This is a genomic window from Parabacteroides sp. APC149_11_2_Y6 (assembly GCF_054506995.1).
In genome coordinates this window covers 308,171-325,868 of record NZ_CP173709.1, presented here as the reverse complement: position 1 = coordinate 325,868, position 17,698 = coordinate 308,171, and the positions used below count along the sequence as shown (strand labels likewise).

The following is a 17,698-nucleotide window of genomic DNA, read 5'->3' as shown; positions in this document are numbered from 1 at the left end:
TTAAACCTTCTGACTACAAATATAGCAGAGGGTTTATTTATTAAAAGAAAATTGAGGATTAAAAATTAAAAATTAGTGCAATCTGCACATAAATCTTCAATTTTTAATCCTCAATTCCTAACTTTATATTTCCTGACCTAAAATTCTTGTCCTATGATAAAGTGAAAATTGCTACCTCCTCTTGAAGAACTACCGTCAGGTTTATCGAAACCATATGCCCAGTCGATACCCATCAAACCGATCATCGGAAGGAAGATACGTACACCGACACCAGCCGAACGCTTCAAGTTGAACGGATTGAAATCTTTCATATCCACCCAAGCATTACCTGCTTCAACAAACGCCAATCCGTAAATCGTAGAAGAAGGTTCCAACAAGAACGGATAACGGAATTCCATTGACAAACGAGAGTATCCGTAACCATAAGAATTATACCCCCTGTTACCGGCAATACTACCATTTTCATATCCTCTCAAACCAATGGTTTCTGTTGCATACATACTTGAATAACCTGTCATACCGTCACCACCCATATAGAATGTTTCAAACGGAGACTTCTTATCCTTGTTATAAGAACCGATAAAACCATATTCAACACGTGTCATCAATACCGGTGTTCTTTTCACCGTCATCGGAGCCAATGGAGAGAATATCTTTGCTTTGAACTTCCACTTATGGTATTCGATAAGTTTAAACTTATTCGGATTCTGGTCACTCATATTGGCATAATCTTTTCCATCCCATAAAGACCAAGGCGGAGTAGCAGCAACCGAAACCATGAATTGTGAACCGCGACGGGTATACAACGGATTATCGATAGAGTTACGCTGCAACATCAACTCAAGGTTAATATTATGGCAATTACCATTCTGAACCAGGAAGTAATCCCAGTCTTTCATCATATACAACTGGTAGTTCAATGTTGCCATGAACTGGAAGTAGTCATCCGGCCAACTTAAACGTTTACCATAACCGGCAGACAGACCGAACATCATAATATATTTATCCGGGTCGTATGCCAATTCATAGTTTCCATAATTGCCATATCCATAACCGCCGTAACCATATCCATAACCACCATAACCGCCATACCCATAGGGGGAATAATAGTTATTATAAGAATTATTGCTCAGATAATTGCTACTAACATCTGTTTGCTTAGAGAAGTAAGCGCTTACAGATAATGTATTCGGTCGTTTGCCACCAAACCAAGGATCCATAAACGAAATACTATATGCCTGGTAATAACGTCCGTTCGTCTGACCACTCAAAGTCAATGTCTGTCCTTCCCCTTGCGGAATAATACCTTTATAAGTCTTCGGATTAAACAAGTTCTTCATTGAGAAGTTCGTAAACTTCAAACTCAACTTTCCGATTACACCAGTCTGTCCCCAGCCTGCGGAAAATTCAATCTGGTCATTTGCCTTAGATACCAGGTTATACTGGATATCCACTGTTCCGTTTTCCGCATCAGGCAGTGGCTGCGGAACCAAATTTTCCGGGTCAAAGTGTCCCATCTGCGCGATTTCACGAACTGAACGCATTAAATCTTCACGACTGAATAACATACCCGGTTTAGTACGAAGCTCACGACGAACAATGTCTTCATATAAACGGTCGTTACCATTAATGATCACACGGTTGATTGTAGCCTGAGGACCTTCCTGTATACGGATTTCCAAAGAAATCGAGTCATTACGGACATCCACTTCTACCGGATCCGCGCCAAAGAAGATATAACCATTATTATAGTACAAGTTTGAAACGGCATCATCATCAGAAATCAAACGTTCATTCAATTTCTTTTGGTTATAGACATCCCCAGGATTCATTCCCAACAAGAACTGTAATTGTTCTGTCGGATATTTAGTATTACCTACGAATGTAACATCTTTCAAATAATACTTTTCACCTTCGTCTATTTTCAAGAAAATATCTACAGTCTTAGCATCATAGTTCACAACGCTGTCTTCAATCAGGACGGCATCACGATACCCTTTCTCATTATACTTAGCGATAATATTTTTCTTGTCATTTTCATATTCTTCAGTAGTAAATTTCTTCGTACTGAACATTTTCATGATACTGGTCTTAAAGTCATGCTTAAGGTCGAACTTTTCGTTCGTCTTTTTCATTGCCTTTTTCAGATCAAAATCAGTAAGCGCTTTATTCCCTTCAAAATTAATATGATGAATTTTGGTCTTTTCATTCTTGTTGATATTAATATCGACAATCACTTCACCCGCATGAGCAGGATTATCACGCTGAACGATATTTACATCTACATTCTTAAAACCTTTGCCGTCAAAGAATTTCTTTATTAATGTTGTAGCTTTATCTATCAGGTTAGGAGTTACCTGATACCCTTTACGCAACCCTAACCGGGCTTCCAGATCTTCACGTTCTCCTTTTTTGATACCATTATAATTAACAGCTGCGATACGCGGTCTTTGCTTCAATTGAACTTCCAACCAAATCTCGTCACCTTCAATTTTTGTTGCCAGGATTTTCACATCGGAAAACAATCCGTGTTTCCAAAAACGTTTTACCGCAGAAGTTATTTCATCGCCAGGTACAGTGATTACGTCACCTACCGACAGCCCTGAAAAACCAATTAATACAAAATCATCATAATCCTTTATTCCCGTTACTTTAATATCAGCAATCTTATACTGCTTCGGAGATAATGAATACGAAATAACCGGCACTTCCGCCGGTGCCTCAACTTTGGTAGTGTCAGTTTCCTGAGCATACATGCCACACGCTACACCCAGAAAAACGAAAAACAGCACTATTTTTTTGTACATATAACAGCTATTGTTTATAAGATTAATTGCTCACTTGTTTTACCAAAACGCCGTTCACGTTGTTGATAATACAATATAGCTCCATACAACTCTTCTTCTCTAAAATCCGGCCAGAACACTTCGGTAAAATAAAACTCCGCATATGATAACTGCCACAACAGAAAGTTACTGATACGTTGCTCCCCTCCTGTACGAATCAATAGATCCGGGTCAGGAATACCTTTGGTCGTCAGATGGTCCGAGACAACTGCCTCGGTTATATCATTGGGGTGAATTTTCTTCTCCTGTACTTCTACCACAAGTTGTTTCACGGCTTCCGTTATCTCCCAACGGGAAGAATAACTTATTGCCAGAACAACGGTTGTCCCGGTATTAGCGGCAGTCTGGGCAATGCAATCCTGCAATGTTGCATATGCATCAGCAGGAAGACGGTTCAAATTGCCCACAGCCATCAAACGGACATTATTTTTCATCAAATCTGGCGTTTCACGCTGAATAGCAATTACCAGCAAACTCATCAAAGCTTGGACCTCTGCTTCCGGACGATTCCAGTTTTCATTCGAAAACGTGTACATCGTCAGATATTTCAGTCCTATGTTTTTAGCAGCTTCCACGACTTTACGGACAGAGATAACGCCTTCCTGGTGCCCAAAGCTACGGTCCTTTCCCTTAGCTTTAGCCCAACGTCCGTTTCCGTCCATAATTATCGCCACATGCTGCGGCAATCGTTTTTTGTCAATTTGTTCAATCAACGACATAGTGTTTTCATCTGTAACGACTGTTACTGTTTATTTTATACTGTTACACGGCTTTTTACGGTAGCCGAAATCCCAACTTACACTCAACAGCAAAAAAGAATACCAATCTTTATTCTTCCATATACTGCTTTCCATTCCATACGGATTATTCAGAACATCATTCTTTTCATCCGTCACATCCAAATCGTCACGGAATAATTTCCGAAACGAGAACTCGCAACCTAAGTTGACTCTATTCTGCACCTTATACTTAACTCCTATTCCACAAAGGATATGAGGAGCTAAAAAAATACAATTTTTCCCCATCGCTATCGTTCCGCCTATTCCTCCAAATACATAAGGCGTATAGCGCCAAGTATTTATAAAAACGAACGAATCGCCATATGGCAAAAAGTTAAACTCCACTTGTTCGCTACAATCAAGCAAACTACGATTAAATGAAGGTTTAACATCATCAGGCAATTTATTCTGCAGTTTCTCTGCCGTACCTGAAATCCGCCCCCACAACAAATTGGTCTTTACCGACCATCTAAAATTTCCGTTATAACGGAATATCATGCCTGCTGCGGGATGTATTTCCTTAAATGAGAAACTCCGGTTTAATTCTCCTACATAATAGGTTATACCCGTCGCTCCTCCTATTTCAAACTTACATTCTTGCGCTACTACTCCTGTAGCCAAACTAACAAATGATACAAACACAATTATGTGCTGAAAGAAAGTTGAGTTCATTCCAATAAGATTTAAAACCCTGCTTTCTTTCTAACGTTAAAAACGTCATTTAATTATATCATTTAGCATTTTCTTTATCTGCAAATCCGAGACGGTTAATACGTCCACGCCAGATTTGGTCAAGAACATTTGATACTGTAGCACCTTTTCCTCCGAAAAGATACATAAAATTTTGTCCGTCCACATGAACAGAAGCATAACCACGTCCTTCAAAATTTTTCGGCATCATAACCAAAGAATCCGATTTTGCCCAGCTTATACCTTTGTCTTTAGATAGATAAATATCAGAAGATCCTTTTCCTGAAGCATCAATACCACCTATCAGGAAAAACTTATTATCATACTCTGTTAATACAACACCTTCGCGGTTACTGAAAACTTTATCACTTCCTTCTTCAGTCAATTTTGTCCAATTCAGCCCATTATCAGTACGCCAGGAGGTATTGATCAAATTACCACTGGCATCTTTTCCGCCAACTACAGTCAAATACGAGCGGAAATTTGTATAGTGAGAAAGGCTTGCAAACCCTCCTTTGACAGGAAACATCTGTGGCACTCCCTCTTTGTATGTCCATTTTTCCTCCTGATCCATAGCCGCATAGAAATTCTTTCCATCTTTCTCGATAATAGCAGCCAACCAGGTAGGCTGTACAGTTTCTGCTTTTGTTCCACTCTGGCTACCAGAACCTATACTACCTAATAATGCGACAAGTTTACCATCAAGGTTCAACGGTGTCCAAGTAAAACCATCTTTTGTATAATAGAGTTCGCCATTACTTGTCGGAACATATAAATCACTATTGTGAGACTGCATCTGCGATAAAACAGCATTTGCAGGAAATCCATTCAAAGCACCAGATAATGTCCAGTTCCTGCCGTCCGAAACAGAGGAAGTATACAGTTCATATCCGGAGCCCTCCTGTATATACATAAAATAGTTCTCTCCATCATTACCATCGAGAACCATTACTCTTTGATCCTTTATTGTTTTCCCTAAAACATTGTCTTTATAAACAGACCATTCCATTGAGTCGGGAACGACCGTATGGATATTCACTTGAGCAGTATACTGCTTAGTTGTTTTACCATCCCATAAAGTATTTGTAAAATGTACAGGTTTACTGAAATCCAGGGAGTCCTGCAAATTCCAATAAATAGTAGAATCGCCCACTGCCTCCTGTTTTACCTGACAGGTATATACAGTGGATGCCATCTGTACGGTACAAATCACTTTCTCTTTAAAGACCGTACCATAAGGCATAGAATCTGCATTAAAAATGCGCCCGTTTATCTGATCAATTGTAAAGGTCACATTCTTCAATGCAGGCATGGAGTCGCTCGACAAAGAAAAAGATAGAATCTGACAATCTTTACTCAACTCATAGTCCGTACTCTCTGATCCCAGACAGGAAGATAACAGCAGGACAAAACATCCAGTTATAAACAGTATTATTTTCTTTTTCATTCAAAAACAAGTTTGTTCCATATAAAGGCACAAAAGTAGAAACATTTTTGGCTTTATAAACCATACTCGATAATATTTATAATATTTTTAGTGTGTCAGTGCTCTCGCTTATAGACACTCAGATAATGTTCCGTACCATTTCGCCCCATATTTCCAATAGGAATTACGCCGGACGATGTAGCCGGATATTTACAAGGTACGCCTGGCGCATTAACCCCTGAGAACAATTTTACAGGAGTTGTTTCAACCCACATTTCATCCCACAAATCTTCTTTAAGGAAGCTTTCCAACAAAGTTGTTCCTCCTTCTACCATTAAGGAATTTAACTTACGTACATACAATTCCTGAAGAATTTGCGGCAATATATTTTTTGAATAATCAATACGGATATATTCCAGGCGTTCACAACCGGAGGCTTCACAATCTGTAAAAACCAACGTTTTAACCTTGCCATCCAATAAATGATAATAGGAAGGGATTTGTAATTTTTTATCAAGCACAACTCGTACCGGTGAATTGCCAGCCCAATGACGAGTAGTCAAAGACGGGTTATCAAGAAGAGCAGTCCGGGTTCCTACCATTATTGCAGAAACATTGGAACGAAGGTGATGTACCCGCCTCATCGTTTCAGCCGACGATAAAGTTACTGCCGGAACAGAAGCATCATTCCTCAAAGCATCAAGAAAACCATCTGCACTCTGTGCCCATTTTAAATAAACATAGGGACGTTTTAATAATTGAAACGTCATAAATGCCGGATTTAAAGCCTGTGCTTCCTTTTCCAAAACGCCAGTTACAACTTCCACCCCTGCATCTCTCAACATACGAATACCCCGTCCGGAAACTTCAGGGAAAGGATCAAGACAACCTACCACGACACGAGGAATCCCCTTACGCATAATAAGCTCCGAACAAGGAGGCGTCTTCCCATAATGGGAACAGGGCTCCAGGCTTACATAAATAGTTGCATCTTTCAAAAGGGATTCATCCTTTACTGAAGCTATCGCATTTACTTCCGCATGCGCCTCTCCACACTTACGATGATAGCCTTCTCCTATAATCTTCCCATTATGTACAATCACTGCTCCCACCATTGGATTGGGAGCCACATTCCCCATTCCTTTACGTGCCAGTTCTATACAGCGGGACATATATTTCTCTTCAATAATCATCCTATGATTCTTAATATACTCACAAAGGTAACATATTTGTATCTATCCGGATTATTTAAACCGAAACTTCTTCATTTTTTTAAGTCACTCCAATACTGTTTTTCCCGAATCATAGTTATGGTTTTCCAAAATCATAACTATGACTTAAGAAAATCATAAGTATGAATATTTACAGCTTATTCGTATCTTTGTAGAAAAAAAGATGACTGAAACCATTGCCTATATCAAAACATCTCTACAGGATTTATACCCGCAGCCGGAAATTGATGGGCTGGTCCGTCTAATTATGGAACGGATTTGTAACATTCAACCTTATCATATGTTACTGGATAAAGACCGGACAGTACCTGAAGAAGAAAAAAAACAAATCAAAGACATCGTTGACCACCTGAAGAAGATGGAGCCCATACAATATGTATTAGGTGTAGCCGACTTTTATGATATGGAGTTCGAAGTAAACCCTTCTGTCTTAATACCGCGTCCGGAAACGGCAGAACTGGTAGAATTGATCATCCAGGAAAACAAAGGACAAAAAATAAATCTACTGGATATCGGAACAGGAAGTGGCTGTATAGCCATTGCCTTAGCCTCCCGGTTGAAAGACTCAAAGGTTACCGCCGTCGATATATCGGACACAGCATTGGATATAGCGCACAAAAATGCCATACGTAACCACACCCATGTGGAATTTATCCAAACAGACATACTTTCCTCCGAAAAGGCACAACAGGATATCCCCGGCAAATTCGGTATCATAGTGAGTAACCCTCCATATATCAAGGATGAAGAAAAAATAGACATGGAGAAAAACGTACTCGATTACGAGCCTCATTTAGCCTTATTCGTTCCGGACAACGACCCGTTGCTTTTCTATCGCCAGATTGCCCGCTTCGGGAAAGATAAGTTAGAAGAAAACGGATTCCTATATTTCGAAATCAATTCACAATATGGGCCGGAAACAGTGGATATGTTGCAAAAAGAAGGTTATAAAAATATTGAACTAAAGAAAGACTTTTATAGTCGTGACCGCATAATAAAAGCACAAAGATGAAACAACTCAGCGAAGCCGAAATGCTTCACCGTGCAGCCGCTTATTGTTCGGCAGGTGAACGTTGCATACAAGATGTCCGAAAAAAAATAGAATCTGCCAGCCTTTCCCCGGAAGAATGCGAACGTATTATTTCACGTTTACTAAAAGAAAAATTCATCGATGAAACACGCTTCAGTCGTAGTTTCGTCAATGACAAACTGCGCTTTAACAAATGGGGACGCATCAAAATCGCTTATGAACTACAAAAAAAGGAAATTCCGCCTGCAACCCGGGCTGAAGCTCTCGAAAATATTGACGAGCAGGAATATCGGACAATTTTGTATTCCCTATTAAAAGACAAACAAAAAACAACACGGGGAAAAGATGAACGGGACCTCTATTACAAATTACTCCGCTTTGCCGCAGGACGGGGTTTTGAAAGCCAATATGCAACAAGTTGCCTCAAACAACTGCTAAAAGGAAAAGACTATGAGGAGGATTTTGAATGATTTACTAAATTTATTCTATCCCCGTTTGTGCCTGTTATGCAAAAAAACGCTTATAGACGGGGAAGAACAAATTTGTTTGCATTGCCTATCCAACCTCTCCTATTCTCATTTTTCTGCTATAGCCAATAATCCTGCCACTCAATTGTTTGCAGGCAAAATTCCTTTCATTCATGCTACCGCCTTTCTTCTTTTTGAAAAAGGCGGGCATGTGCAACAACTGATACATGCTTTAAAATATTATGGCAATAAGGAACTGGGTTACCAGCTCGGAAAAATAGCAGCTTTAGAATATATAAATAAAGGATTATTTTCTAACGTCGATTGTCTTGTTCCTATCCCCCTTCATCCAAAGAAACAACGGAAACGCGGATATAACCAGGCAGAGTGGATTGCTATGGGAATCCAATCCGTAACAAACATCCCGATCAATACAACTGCTATCCGGCGAATACATTCCACAGAAACACAGACCCATAAGCAAGTATACGAGCGATGGAAAAATGTGCAGTCCATATTTGAACTTTCCGAAGCAGAAACACTAAACGGGAAACACATTCTGCTTATCGATGATGTCATAACCACCGGGGCAACCATAGAAGCCTGTATAAATACGCTTCTAAGTACTCCCGGCATACAGATCAGCATATTCGGACTTGCGATCGCACATGACTGATAAATAAGGGAAAATCCGATTTTACAGCACATTTTTTTCAAGAACTTCAAGGTTATATCATAACCTTTGTATACTTTTGCAAACTGGTATAAACATATTTATTAGGTTGTATGAAAACACTGGAAAGATTAGTTGCAGAAAGATTATTAAAAATTAAGGCCGTGAAACTGCAGCCGGCTAATCCGTTTACATGGGCATCCGGCTGGAAATCGCCAATCTACAACGACAACAGAAAAACACTCTCCTATCCTGAAATCAGAAGTTTCATTAAATTGGAACTGGCTCGTACGATTAGTGAGAAGTATGAAGATGCTGATGCTATTGCTGGTGTTGCAACCGGAGCAATTGCACAAGGAGCATTAGTTGCAGACCTGTTAGGTTTACCATTCGTTTACATTCGCTCTACTCCAAAAGATCATGGATTGGAGAATCTGATTGAAGGTGAATTGAAACCCGGTTCAAAAGTTGTAATTGTAGAAGACCTGGTATCCACAGGAGGTAGTAGTTTGAAAGCGGTACAAGCAGTACGTAACTTCGGTTGCGACGTGGTAGGAATGGTTGCTATTTTCACTTATGGCTTCCCTATTGCTGTTGAACAATTCAAAGAAGCTAAAGTTACACTGACAACTTTGAGCAACTATGATGCCGTACTGGAAGAAGCTCTTCGCACAGACTACATCGATCAGTCTGAAATCGCAATCCTGCAGGAATGGCGCAAAGATCCTTCAAACTGGAACCCTGAAAAATAAGTAGGATGACAGAATTTGTTAGCGAAGTAAAAACGATCCCCTATAATGAGGATCGTATTTTTAATATGTTGTCTGATCTTACCAATCTGGAGAATGTGAAAGACCGTATCCCGGAAGACAAAATAAAAGATTTTGAATTTGACCAGGATTCTTGTAGTTTCTCTGTTCCCCCTGTTGGTAAGATTACATTTCAAATTGTAGAACGCGAACCGAATAACACAATCAAGTTTACAACGACCAATTCTCCCGTTCCGTTGTTTTTGTGGATTCAACTTAAGCAGGTTGAAGAGAATGACACACGGATGAAAATGACGGTTCGTGCTGATTTGAACCCTTTTATTAAGCAAATGGTTGCCAAACCTTTGCAGGATGCCGTAGATAAGATTTCCACCGTATTGGCATCCTTACCTTATTAAATTTTGTTTTTAATTGGGAGTGAACTTGTTTATTCCCTATGAAAATAGCATATCATGGCTCAGAAACTTTGGGAAAAGAATATTCAGGTAGATCAGGAAGTTGAAACTTTCACTGTAGGAAAAGATCGCGAGATGGACCTCTATTTAGCTAAATACGATGTACTTGGCTCTATGGCGCATATCACAATGTTGGAAAGCATCGGATTGCTGACCAAAGAAGAACTCACGGTTTTACTGGCTGAACTAAAAAATATTTATGCGATAGCAGACAATGGACAGTTTACCATTGAAGAAGGCGTAGAAGATGTACACTCTCAAGTAGAGTTAATGCTTACCCGCCGGCTGGGTGATACCGGGAAAAAGATCCATAGCGGACGTTCCAGAAATGACCAGGTATTACTTGACCTCAAACTGTTTACCCGTGCAGAGATACAAGAGATTGTCAAACTGACAACAGCTTTATCCGATGTGTTGATTTCCCAAAGTAACCGGTATAAGGAAGTTCTTCTTCCCGGCTATACCCATCTTCAGGTAGCCATGCCTTCCTCTTTCGGACTTTGGTTTGGTGCTTATGCGGAAAGCCTTGCCGACGATCTGCAGTTAATGCTGGCTGCTTATAAAGTATGCAATCGCAACCCGTTAGGTTCTGCTGCCGGATATGGTTCTTCTTTTCCTCTGAAACGTCAGATGACGACCGATCTGTTAGGTTTCGACTCACTCGATTACAATGTGGTATACGCTCAGATGGGACGAGGGAAAATGGAACGTACGGTTGCTTTCGCCATGGCTGGCATTGCTGCAACACTGTCCAAACTGGCTTTTGATGCATGTATGTTCAATAGCCAGAACTTTGGGTTTATCAAGTTGCCGGACCAGTTTACTACAGGTTCCAGCATCATGCCCCACAAAAAAAATCCGGATGTGTTTGAACTGACCCGTGCTAAATGTAATAAAATACAAGGATTACCCCAACAAATTACATTAATCAGCAATAATTTGCCTTCCGGTTACTTCCGGGATTTGCAGATTATCAAGGAGATTTTCTTGCCGGCATTCGACGAACTGAAAGATTGCCTGACTATGGTTACTCACATGATGCGGGAAGTAAAAGTAAACGAACATATTTTGGACGACGATAAATATGCTTTATTATTCAGTGTGGAAGAAGTAAACCGCCTTGTTCTGGAAGGCGTTCCGTTCCGTGATGCCTACAAGCAGGTTGGACTAAGTATCGAAGCTGGTAAGTTTATCCCTACGAAAGAAGTCAACCATACCCATGAAGGTAGTATCGGTAATCTTTGTAACGACAATATTTCTGCATTAATACAAAATATTTTAGATGGATTCACGTTTAATAGGGTAAACGAAGCCGAAAAACGGCTCTTATCCTAAAATGAATGTATCGAGTTATATTTTACCTGTTTCTCTTTTTTACATTATCGTGCACAAAAATCACAGAGTCTGATATCCCTTATGCAAAAGTCTGGATAAAGCTAGATTTGCATTACAGGGATAAAGAACTTGTGGGTTTATTACACCACAAAGAATTCCAATCCGCCCGGTATAGCGGAGAACATACCGGTTTCGCCGGCATATTGGTTATTTGTGGCTATAACAACAAGTACTATGCATATGACCGGTGTTGTCCGGTTGAATCCTCTAAAAACATCACGATTATTCCAGACAATACCGGACAGGCCATCTGTCCGGCATGCAACACCATTTATGACATAGGCAATGGCAGCGGCATACCTATAAAAGGTTCTTCTGTATGCGCTTTAAGGAAATACAGGATTATGGAAAACGGACATGAATTAACCGTTACAAACTAAAAAACGCGGGATAATTGTAACTTTTTTACTCAATAATTTGCAGGAATAAAAAAATCATCTACCTTTGCACACGCAAACGAAAACAATGCGGAAGTAGCTCAGTTGGTAGAGCATAACCTTGCCAAGGTTAGGGTCGCGGGTTCGAGTCCCGTCTTCCGCTCTTCTCTTAAGAGAAAGGGAAGCTCGAATGGTGGAATCGGTAGACACGAAGGACTTAAAATCCTTTGGCCATTGCGGCTGTGCGGGTTCAAGTCCCGCTTCGAGTACATAACTTAAGTTCAAATTGTTGCGGAAGTAGCTCAGTTGGTAGAGCATAACCTTGCCAAGGTTAGGGTCGCGGGTTCGAGTCCCGTCTTCCGCTCAGCTTCCAAAAGGCCTCGGTATTGTTTGCAATATCGGGGCTTTTTACTTTTATTATCCATACAATCATATTAGAATATAACAATAGAATTGGGCTCTATTGAAAATCTCAAAAAAGATTATGTATTTCGATTGTGGTCGATTGAAATATTGTAGAGAACATATGTCTAGTTCTTGCAGAACTAAGTTAGCATTTTACTGTTTGTTTGTCAAAAATACAATATATTTTTAAAATACAAGTATTTGATGCGGCTATTTTTGCATAATTTTTCCATAAAAACATGATACTTAGTATCTATCACAATATTCTCATTTATATTTTAACGTCATTATCCTATGATTTTCCCCCTTTACCAAAAGGATATGCATTAATATACCGTATTATTACTTCGCTGGACCTTAGTTCTGCAAGAACTAAGCAATAATTGATGTTTGTATCTATTAAAAAATTTATTATAACGTATTTATTACATGTAAATTAAGGTACGATACAAATAAAATTACATTTATACGAATAAAGATATATATCCTTTTTTTAATATAAAGATTTAAATAAAAGAGAAGGAGCACCTCCACTGTGAAGTCGGGGTGTTTCGTGTTTTTAACCCCTCCATTTCCTTTTCTTCCTATAAAGTTGAAAACCATATTCACAGAGATTTAGGCCTTTTACGAGAAAAAGGGGATACCCCGCATGGTATCCCCTTTTCATTTATATCTTATATCATTAAAAGATTTTTATTGTAACAAGATTACAGATTCTGCATTTTGAAGAAAGAGAAAACGGCAGGTTCATTAGCGTTTCCGCAATGGATTAAACCAGGGCGAGCCACACGGTCCCAAGGAATCAGGTCTTTAGCCGTACCGGCGGCATCCATCCCTTTTACCGCAGTCCATTTCTTACCGTCAGCACTTTGGAAAAAGGCACAATTACATCCATCTGTCACTTCCATTTTCAGATAAACAGGAGAAGCAGGAAGTGGCTGCTCATTTAGTATCTGGGTTTTACCATCTATAATCATCTTCAACTGCAACCGGTCGCCTACACAACCCAATGCCATTTGAGACTTATCATCACCATACATTACAATACCTTTGAAGCTTTGGTTTTTATTTGTTACCGCTGTTTCTATGGCATAACGAGAGGTTGACGGACGCACACACAAAGCTGTACCATTACGGCTATCCTTTTTAGGCTTACCACTTAAAAACAGATTTCCGCCTTTGAACTTTGCATCTATATCCGAATAAACATAATTCCAAGTCCATTCATTGCGAAGTTGCTTATCCTTGAAATTATCCTCAAAATCAGTAACAGGCTGTTGTACTACTCCTTTAAAAGGCATAGGCTGGCGCAATTTAGCTGTTTCACCTGTTACAAAGTGAGGCCATTTATCTTCTCCCATCACTAATTCCTGCAAGATGGGTTGACGCCCTAAATAAAAATCCGCTCCCGACAGATAGGCATGACAGAGATAAAACATGCGTCCATCCCGAAGAGTAGTAAACGTACCATGTCCGCAAGACTGAACTTCACCTCCTCCATGCAGGATCGGATTTCCTTCATATTTTTCATACGGTCCCTTCAAGTTTTTTGAACGGGCAACAGCTACGGCATAGTCACTTTTCGGACCACAGCAACCGTTTATCGAATAAATAATATAATAATAGTCCCCATACTTGAACCAATGCTGGCCTTCCATTCCAATCCGTTCGTCATCCTTTAGCAAGCTAAAAGGTTCACCTTCCAAATGCAAACCGTCTGCCGACAATTTACTGCAAAGTAATTCTATCGGACGATTATCCAGTCCGTAAGCTTTCCAGGTGATATACAACTGCCCGTTATCTTCCAGGACAAAAGCATCAATAGCCTCTGTTCCGAACTCTATCAATAAACCATGGTCGGTAAAACCCTTTGCCGGGTCCTTTGCTGTCGCAACTCCGATATAAGATACGCCATCCGACTTCCTGCGAGCCGTATAATAAGCAAAAACCTTCCCATTGTGATAATACAGTTCCGGCGCCCAGAAAGAAGAAGAGGTCCATTCCGGCTTACGGTCGAATATATGCCCTACCTGTTTCCAATTTACCAGATCCGATGAAGTGAATACAGGATAATGCGGAGCCCATTCCGAAGAAGTTCCTGTTGCATAAAAAGTATCACCTATCCGCAGGATAGAAGGGTCTGCCATATCACCATGGATAACCGGATTTGTAAAATAAGATGTTTCCTGAGCCATTACGGAAGTTGCGGAACACAACGCAATACTTCCGAACAAAGTGAGAATCAATTTTTTCATGGATATAGAATTTACGCTTGTAATGCTTCATTCATGGCAGCAGCAGCTTTACGACCGTCACCCATAGCCAGGATTACGGTAGCCCCGCCACGCACAATATCACCACCGGCATATACATCCGGCAAAGCCGAACGCATGGTATCCTGGTCGACAACAATCGTACCCCATTTGCTCACTTCCAATCCCTGGAAAGCACGCGGAATAAGCGGGTTAGGTGAAACACCCACGCTCACAATCACTTCATCCACATCCACAGTCTCTATTGCACCTTCGATAGCAACAGGACGACGACGGCCGGAAGCATCCGGTTCTCCCAGTTCCATTTTTTGCAAACGGGCCTGCTTTACACGTCCACGTTCGTCACCGATATATTCAATCGGATTATGCAGAGTCAAAAATTCTATGCCTTCTTCCTTTGCATGCTTCACTTCTTCCAGACGTGCCGGCATTTCTTCTTCGCTACGGCGGTAAATAATCATGGCACGTTCGGCTCCCAAACGGCGTGCCGTACGTACAGAGTCCATTGCGGTATTACCCCCTCCGATTACTGCCACCTTCTTGCCCTGCAGTACCGGTGTATCACTCTCAGGATTAGCTGCATCCATCAAGTTGACACGAGTCAGATATTCATTGGAAGACATCACACCAATCAGGTTTTCCCCCGGAATATTCATAAAGTTGGGAAGACCGGCTCCACTGGCAGCAAAAATGCCTTTAAATCCATCTTCATGCAAATCTTCGTGGCTGATAGTCTTACCAACGATACAGTTGGTAATAAACTTCACACCCATCTTGCGAAGCCCTTCGATTTCGACATCCACAATCTTATTCGGCAGACGGAATTCAGGAATGCCATATTTCAATACGCCACCTATTTCGTGTAAAGCCTCGAAAACAGTTACATCGTACCCTCTCTTAGCCATGTCCCCGGCAAACGAAAGACCGGCAGGCCCCGAACCGACAACCGCAATCTTGATTCCATTCTTTTCAGCCACTTCCGGTATGGAAATACTGCCACTTTCCCGTTCATAATCGGCTGCAAAACGTTCCAGATAACCAATGGCAACAGCAGGCTTACCCATCTTCAAATGAATACACTTGCTCTCACACTGTTTTTCCTGAGGACATACACGACCGCAAACAGCAGGCAGTGCACTGGTTTCTTTCAATACGCGTGCAGCTTCCAGAAACTCTCCGCGCTCAATATTCTTAACAAATGTAGGGATACTGATACTTACCGGGCATCCTTGCATACATGTCGGATTCGGACAATCCAGGCAACGTTGTGCTTCCTGCATCGCCTGTTCCTTTGTCAACCCAAGGTTCACTTCTTCCAGACGTGTATGGCTGCGATACTCCGCATCCAATTCATTCATCTCAACACGGGGAATATCCGCACGTTCTTTATTTTTTTTGCTTTTCCGAAGTGCTTCTCTCCACGGTTCGGCACGACGGGCTGCTATTAATTCTTCTGCTGTCATTTTTTCCAATAGCTTTATTACTTCTTTTCCATATCTTTATAAGCACCCAAACGCATCAACATCTCGTCGAAATCGACCTGATGAGCATCAAATTCAGGACCATCCACACAAACGAACTTCGTCTTTCCACCCACCGTAATACGGCAAGCGCCACACATACCGGTTCCGTCCACCATAATCGTATTCAGAGAGGCAACAGTCGGTATTTCGTATTTTTTAGTCAGCGCCGAAACAAATTTCATCATAATCGCCGGTCCGATAGTCACACAAAGGTCCACTTTCTCACGGTTGATAACACTTTCCACACCGTTAGTTACCAATCCCTTCGTACCATAAGAACCGTCATCCGTCATCACAATCACCTCATCGGAATTGGCGCGCATCTGTTCTTCCAGGATAACCAAATCTTTCGTACGGGCTGCCAAAACCACAATGACCCGGTTTCCCGCTTTATGGAAAGCTTCTACAATAGGAAGAAGCGGAGCTACACCTACACCTCCGCCAGCACACACTACGGTACCCACTTTTTCTATATGGGTAGCCTGTCCGAGAGGACCTACCAGGTCTGTAATATAATCGCCTACGTTCAGTTCACAAATCTTCTTAGATGAACCGCCCACAGCCTGGATAACCAATGTAATGGTTCCTTTTACCGTATCGGCTCCGGCAATAGTAAGCGGGATACGTTCCCCTTTCTCACCTACCTTTACGATAACAAAGTGTCCTGCCTTTCGTGAACGGGCTATCAAAGGGGCTTCAACCTCCAGTTTCACCACATTGGCAGAGAAATTTTCTTTACTTACAATTTTATTCATTATAATCGACTATTGATAGTTTATCTTCTGTGTTCGGTGCAAAAGTATATCAAAAAAGCGAGTTCGCTGCTGTTTTGCCAGAGAAAAAGGCCTTATTCGAACAATCCTTCATCTCTAATTAACATCAACAAAGCAGAATGTGGAACAATAAGATACTTCTCTTCATTAAAATTTATCTCATAAGCCGAATTTTGCAAAAAAACAGCAAGATCGCCTTCGTGTGCCTGTAATGGCAAATAATGAACCTCTTCATTATTTTTCTTTTCCCATGCCTCATGTTCTTCTGCTTGGGAAGGAAGAGGAAACCCGGGACCGACCTTAATGATGTATCCGCTCTGAATTTTGTCTTGCTGCACCGTAGGAGGAAGATAAAGTCCTGATTTGGTCTGACTTTGTGGATTCTTCGGTTTTATAAGCACCTTATCACCCACCATAAGAAACTTATCGATATCTTTCTGTTCTATTGATAATTGCATAATAATATTGGTTATAATATTTCTAACAGCGAACAAAGATACAAAAGAAGATTCAGAACCTGTTTATCTCCAAAGAGAACTTCAATGAAAGGTTTCGTCTATCTGATGTGCCATACTAATGCAATA

General features: G+C 40.8%; 16 protein-coding genes and 3 tRNA genes. 10 read left to right on the top strand and 9 right to left on the bottom strand.

Translation table 11 applies throughout. From position 1 onward, the window contains the following. Nucleotides 1-137 precede the first annotated feature (137 nt). The 5 genes from ACGE0T_RS01340 to ribD form a co-directional block, all read right to left on the bottom strand. The gene (locus ACGE0T_RS01340; RefSeq protein ID WP_459188768.1) at nt 138-2,807 is read right to left on the bottom strand and encodes a BamA/OMP85 family outer membrane protein; all 2,670 of its coding nucleotides are present in this window, start codon (nt 2,805-2,807) and stop codon (nt 138-140) included. A gap of 14 nt (nt 2,808-2,821) precedes the next feature. Continuing rightward, nucleotides 2,822-3,565, bottom strand: a complete 744-nt coding sequence (locus tag ACGE0T_RS01335) for an isoprenyl transferase (RefSeq protein WP_459188767.1) — start codon at nt 3,563-3,565, stop codon at nt 2,822-2,824. A gap of 30 nt (nt 3,566-3,595) precedes the next feature. Next, on the bottom strand, nt 3,596-4,297 hold the full coding sequence (gene porG, locus ACGE0T_RS01330; protein WP_459188766.1) for a type IX secretion system protein PorG: 702 nt from the start codon (nt 4,295-4,297) through the stop codon (nt 3,596-3,598). 58 nt (nt 4,298-4,355) lie between these two features. Further along, nucleotides 4,356-5,762 carry a DUF6242 domain-containing protein gene (locus tag ACGE0T_RS01325; protein WP_459188765.1) on the bottom strand — a complete coding sequence of 469 codons (1,407 nt, stop codon included), beginning with the start codon at nt 5,760-5,762 and terminating at the stop codon, nt 4,356-4,358. A 95-nt stretch (nt 5,763-5,857) separates the two neighbouring features. Continuing rightward, nucleotides 5,858-6,934: a bifunctional diaminohydroxyphosphoribosylaminopyrimidine deaminase/5-amino-6-(5-phosphoribosylamino)uracil reductase RibD gene (ribD, locus tag ACGE0T_RS01320; RefSeq protein ID WP_459188764.1), complete on the bottom strand. Its 1,077-nt coding sequence runs from the start codon at nt 6,932-6,934 to the stop codon at nt 5,858-5,860. 202 nt (nt 6,935-7,136) lie between these two features. Between ribD and prmC the strand changes: the two genes are divergently transcribed. The 10 genes from prmC (at nt 7,137) to ACGE0T_RS01270 (ending at nt 12,504) form a co-directional block, all read left to right on the top strand. After that, the gene (gene prmC / locus ACGE0T_RS01315) at nt 7,137-7,985 is read left to right on the top strand and encodes a peptide chain release factor N(5)-glutamine methyltransferase (RefSeq protein ID WP_459188763.1); all 849 of its coding nucleotides are present in this window, start codon (nt 7,137-7,139) and stop codon (nt 7,983-7,985) included. After that, complete coding sequence (locus tag ACGE0T_RS01310; RefSeq protein WP_459188762.1) at nt 7,982-8,473, top strand: regulatory protein RecX; 492 nt, start codon at nt 7,982-7,984, stop codon at nt 8,471-8,473. Before prmC ends, ACGE0T_RS01310 begins: the two co-directional genes overlap by 4 nt. Continuing rightward, entirely contained in the window at nt 8,454-9,146 is a 693-nt protein-coding gene (locus ACGE0T_RS01305) for a ComF family protein (RefSeq protein WP_459188761.1), read from the top strand. Before ACGE0T_RS01310 ends, ACGE0T_RS01305 begins: the two co-directional genes overlap by 20 nt. Before the next feature lie 110 nt (nt 9,147-9,256). Next, complete coding sequence (pyrE, locus tag ACGE0T_RS01300; protein ID WP_459188760.1) at nt 9,257-9,895, top strand: orotate phosphoribosyltransferase; 639 nt, start codon at nt 9,257-9,259, stop codon at nt 9,893-9,895. A gap of 5 nt (nt 9,896-9,900) precedes the next feature. Beyond that, entirely contained in the window at nt 9,901-10,311 is a 411-nt protein-coding gene (locus ACGE0T_RS01295; protein WP_459188759.1) for an SRPBCC family protein, read from the top strand. 54 nt (nt 10,312-10,365) lie between these two features. Then, complete coding sequence (gene argH / locus ACGE0T_RS01290; protein ID WP_459188758.1) at nt 10,366-11,703, top strand: argininosuccinate lyase; 1,338 nt, start codon at nt 10,366-10,368, stop codon at nt 11,701-11,703. 5 nt (nt 11,704-11,708) lie between these two features. Beyond that, complete coding sequence (locus ACGE0T_RS01285) at nt 11,709-12,143, top strand: hypothetical protein (RefSeq protein ID WP_459188757.1); 435 nt, start codon at nt 11,709-11,711, stop codon at nt 12,141-12,143. 87 nt (nt 12,144-12,230) lie between these two features. Further along, nucleotides 12,231-12,303: transfer RNA gene (locus ACGE0T_RS01280), tRNA-Gly, on the top strand. A 21-nt stretch (nt 12,304-12,324) separates the two neighbouring features. After that, nucleotides 12,325-12,409: transfer RNA gene (locus ACGE0T_RS01275), tRNA-Leu, on the top strand. A gap of 22 nt (nt 12,410-12,431) precedes the next feature. Beyond that, nucleotides 12,432-12,504 (top strand) — tRNA-Gly (locus ACGE0T_RS01270). Between the two features lie 748 nt (nt 12,505-13,252). On the opposite strand, the gene ACGE0T_RS01265 is transcribed toward ACGE0T_RS01270, so the two are convergent. The 4 genes from ACGE0T_RS01265 to ACGE0T_RS01250 all read right to left on the bottom strand — a co-directional run bounded on the left by ACGE0T_RS01265 (nt 13,253) and on the right by ACGE0T_RS01250 (nt 17,572). Continuing rightward, nucleotides 13,253-14,800: a family 43 glycosylhydrolase gene (locus tag ACGE0T_RS01265; protein WP_459188756.1), complete on the bottom strand. Its 1,548-nt coding sequence runs from the start codon at nt 14,798-14,800 to the stop codon at nt 13,253-13,255. A gap of 11 nt (nt 14,801-14,811) precedes the next feature. Beyond that, nucleotides 14,812-16,281: an NADPH-dependent glutamate synthase gene (gene gltA, locus ACGE0T_RS01260; protein WP_459188755.1), complete on the bottom strand. Its 1,470-nt coding sequence runs from the start codon at nt 16,279-16,281 to the stop codon at nt 14,812-14,814. A 17-nt stretch (nt 16,282-16,298) separates the two neighbouring features. Further along, on the bottom strand, nt 16,299-17,096 hold the full coding sequence (locus ACGE0T_RS01255; protein ID WP_459188754.1) for a sulfide/dihydroorotate dehydrogenase-like FAD/NAD-binding protein: 798 nt from the start codon (nt 17,094-17,096) through the stop codon (nt 16,299-16,301). 92 nt (nt 17,097-17,188) lie between these two features. Beyond that, nucleotides 17,189-17,572: a co-chaperone GroES gene (locus tag ACGE0T_RS01250; protein WP_459188753.1), complete on the bottom strand. Its 384-nt coding sequence runs from the start codon at nt 17,570-17,572 to the stop codon at nt 17,189-17,191. Nucleotides 17,573-17,698: the final 126 nt, after the last annotated feature.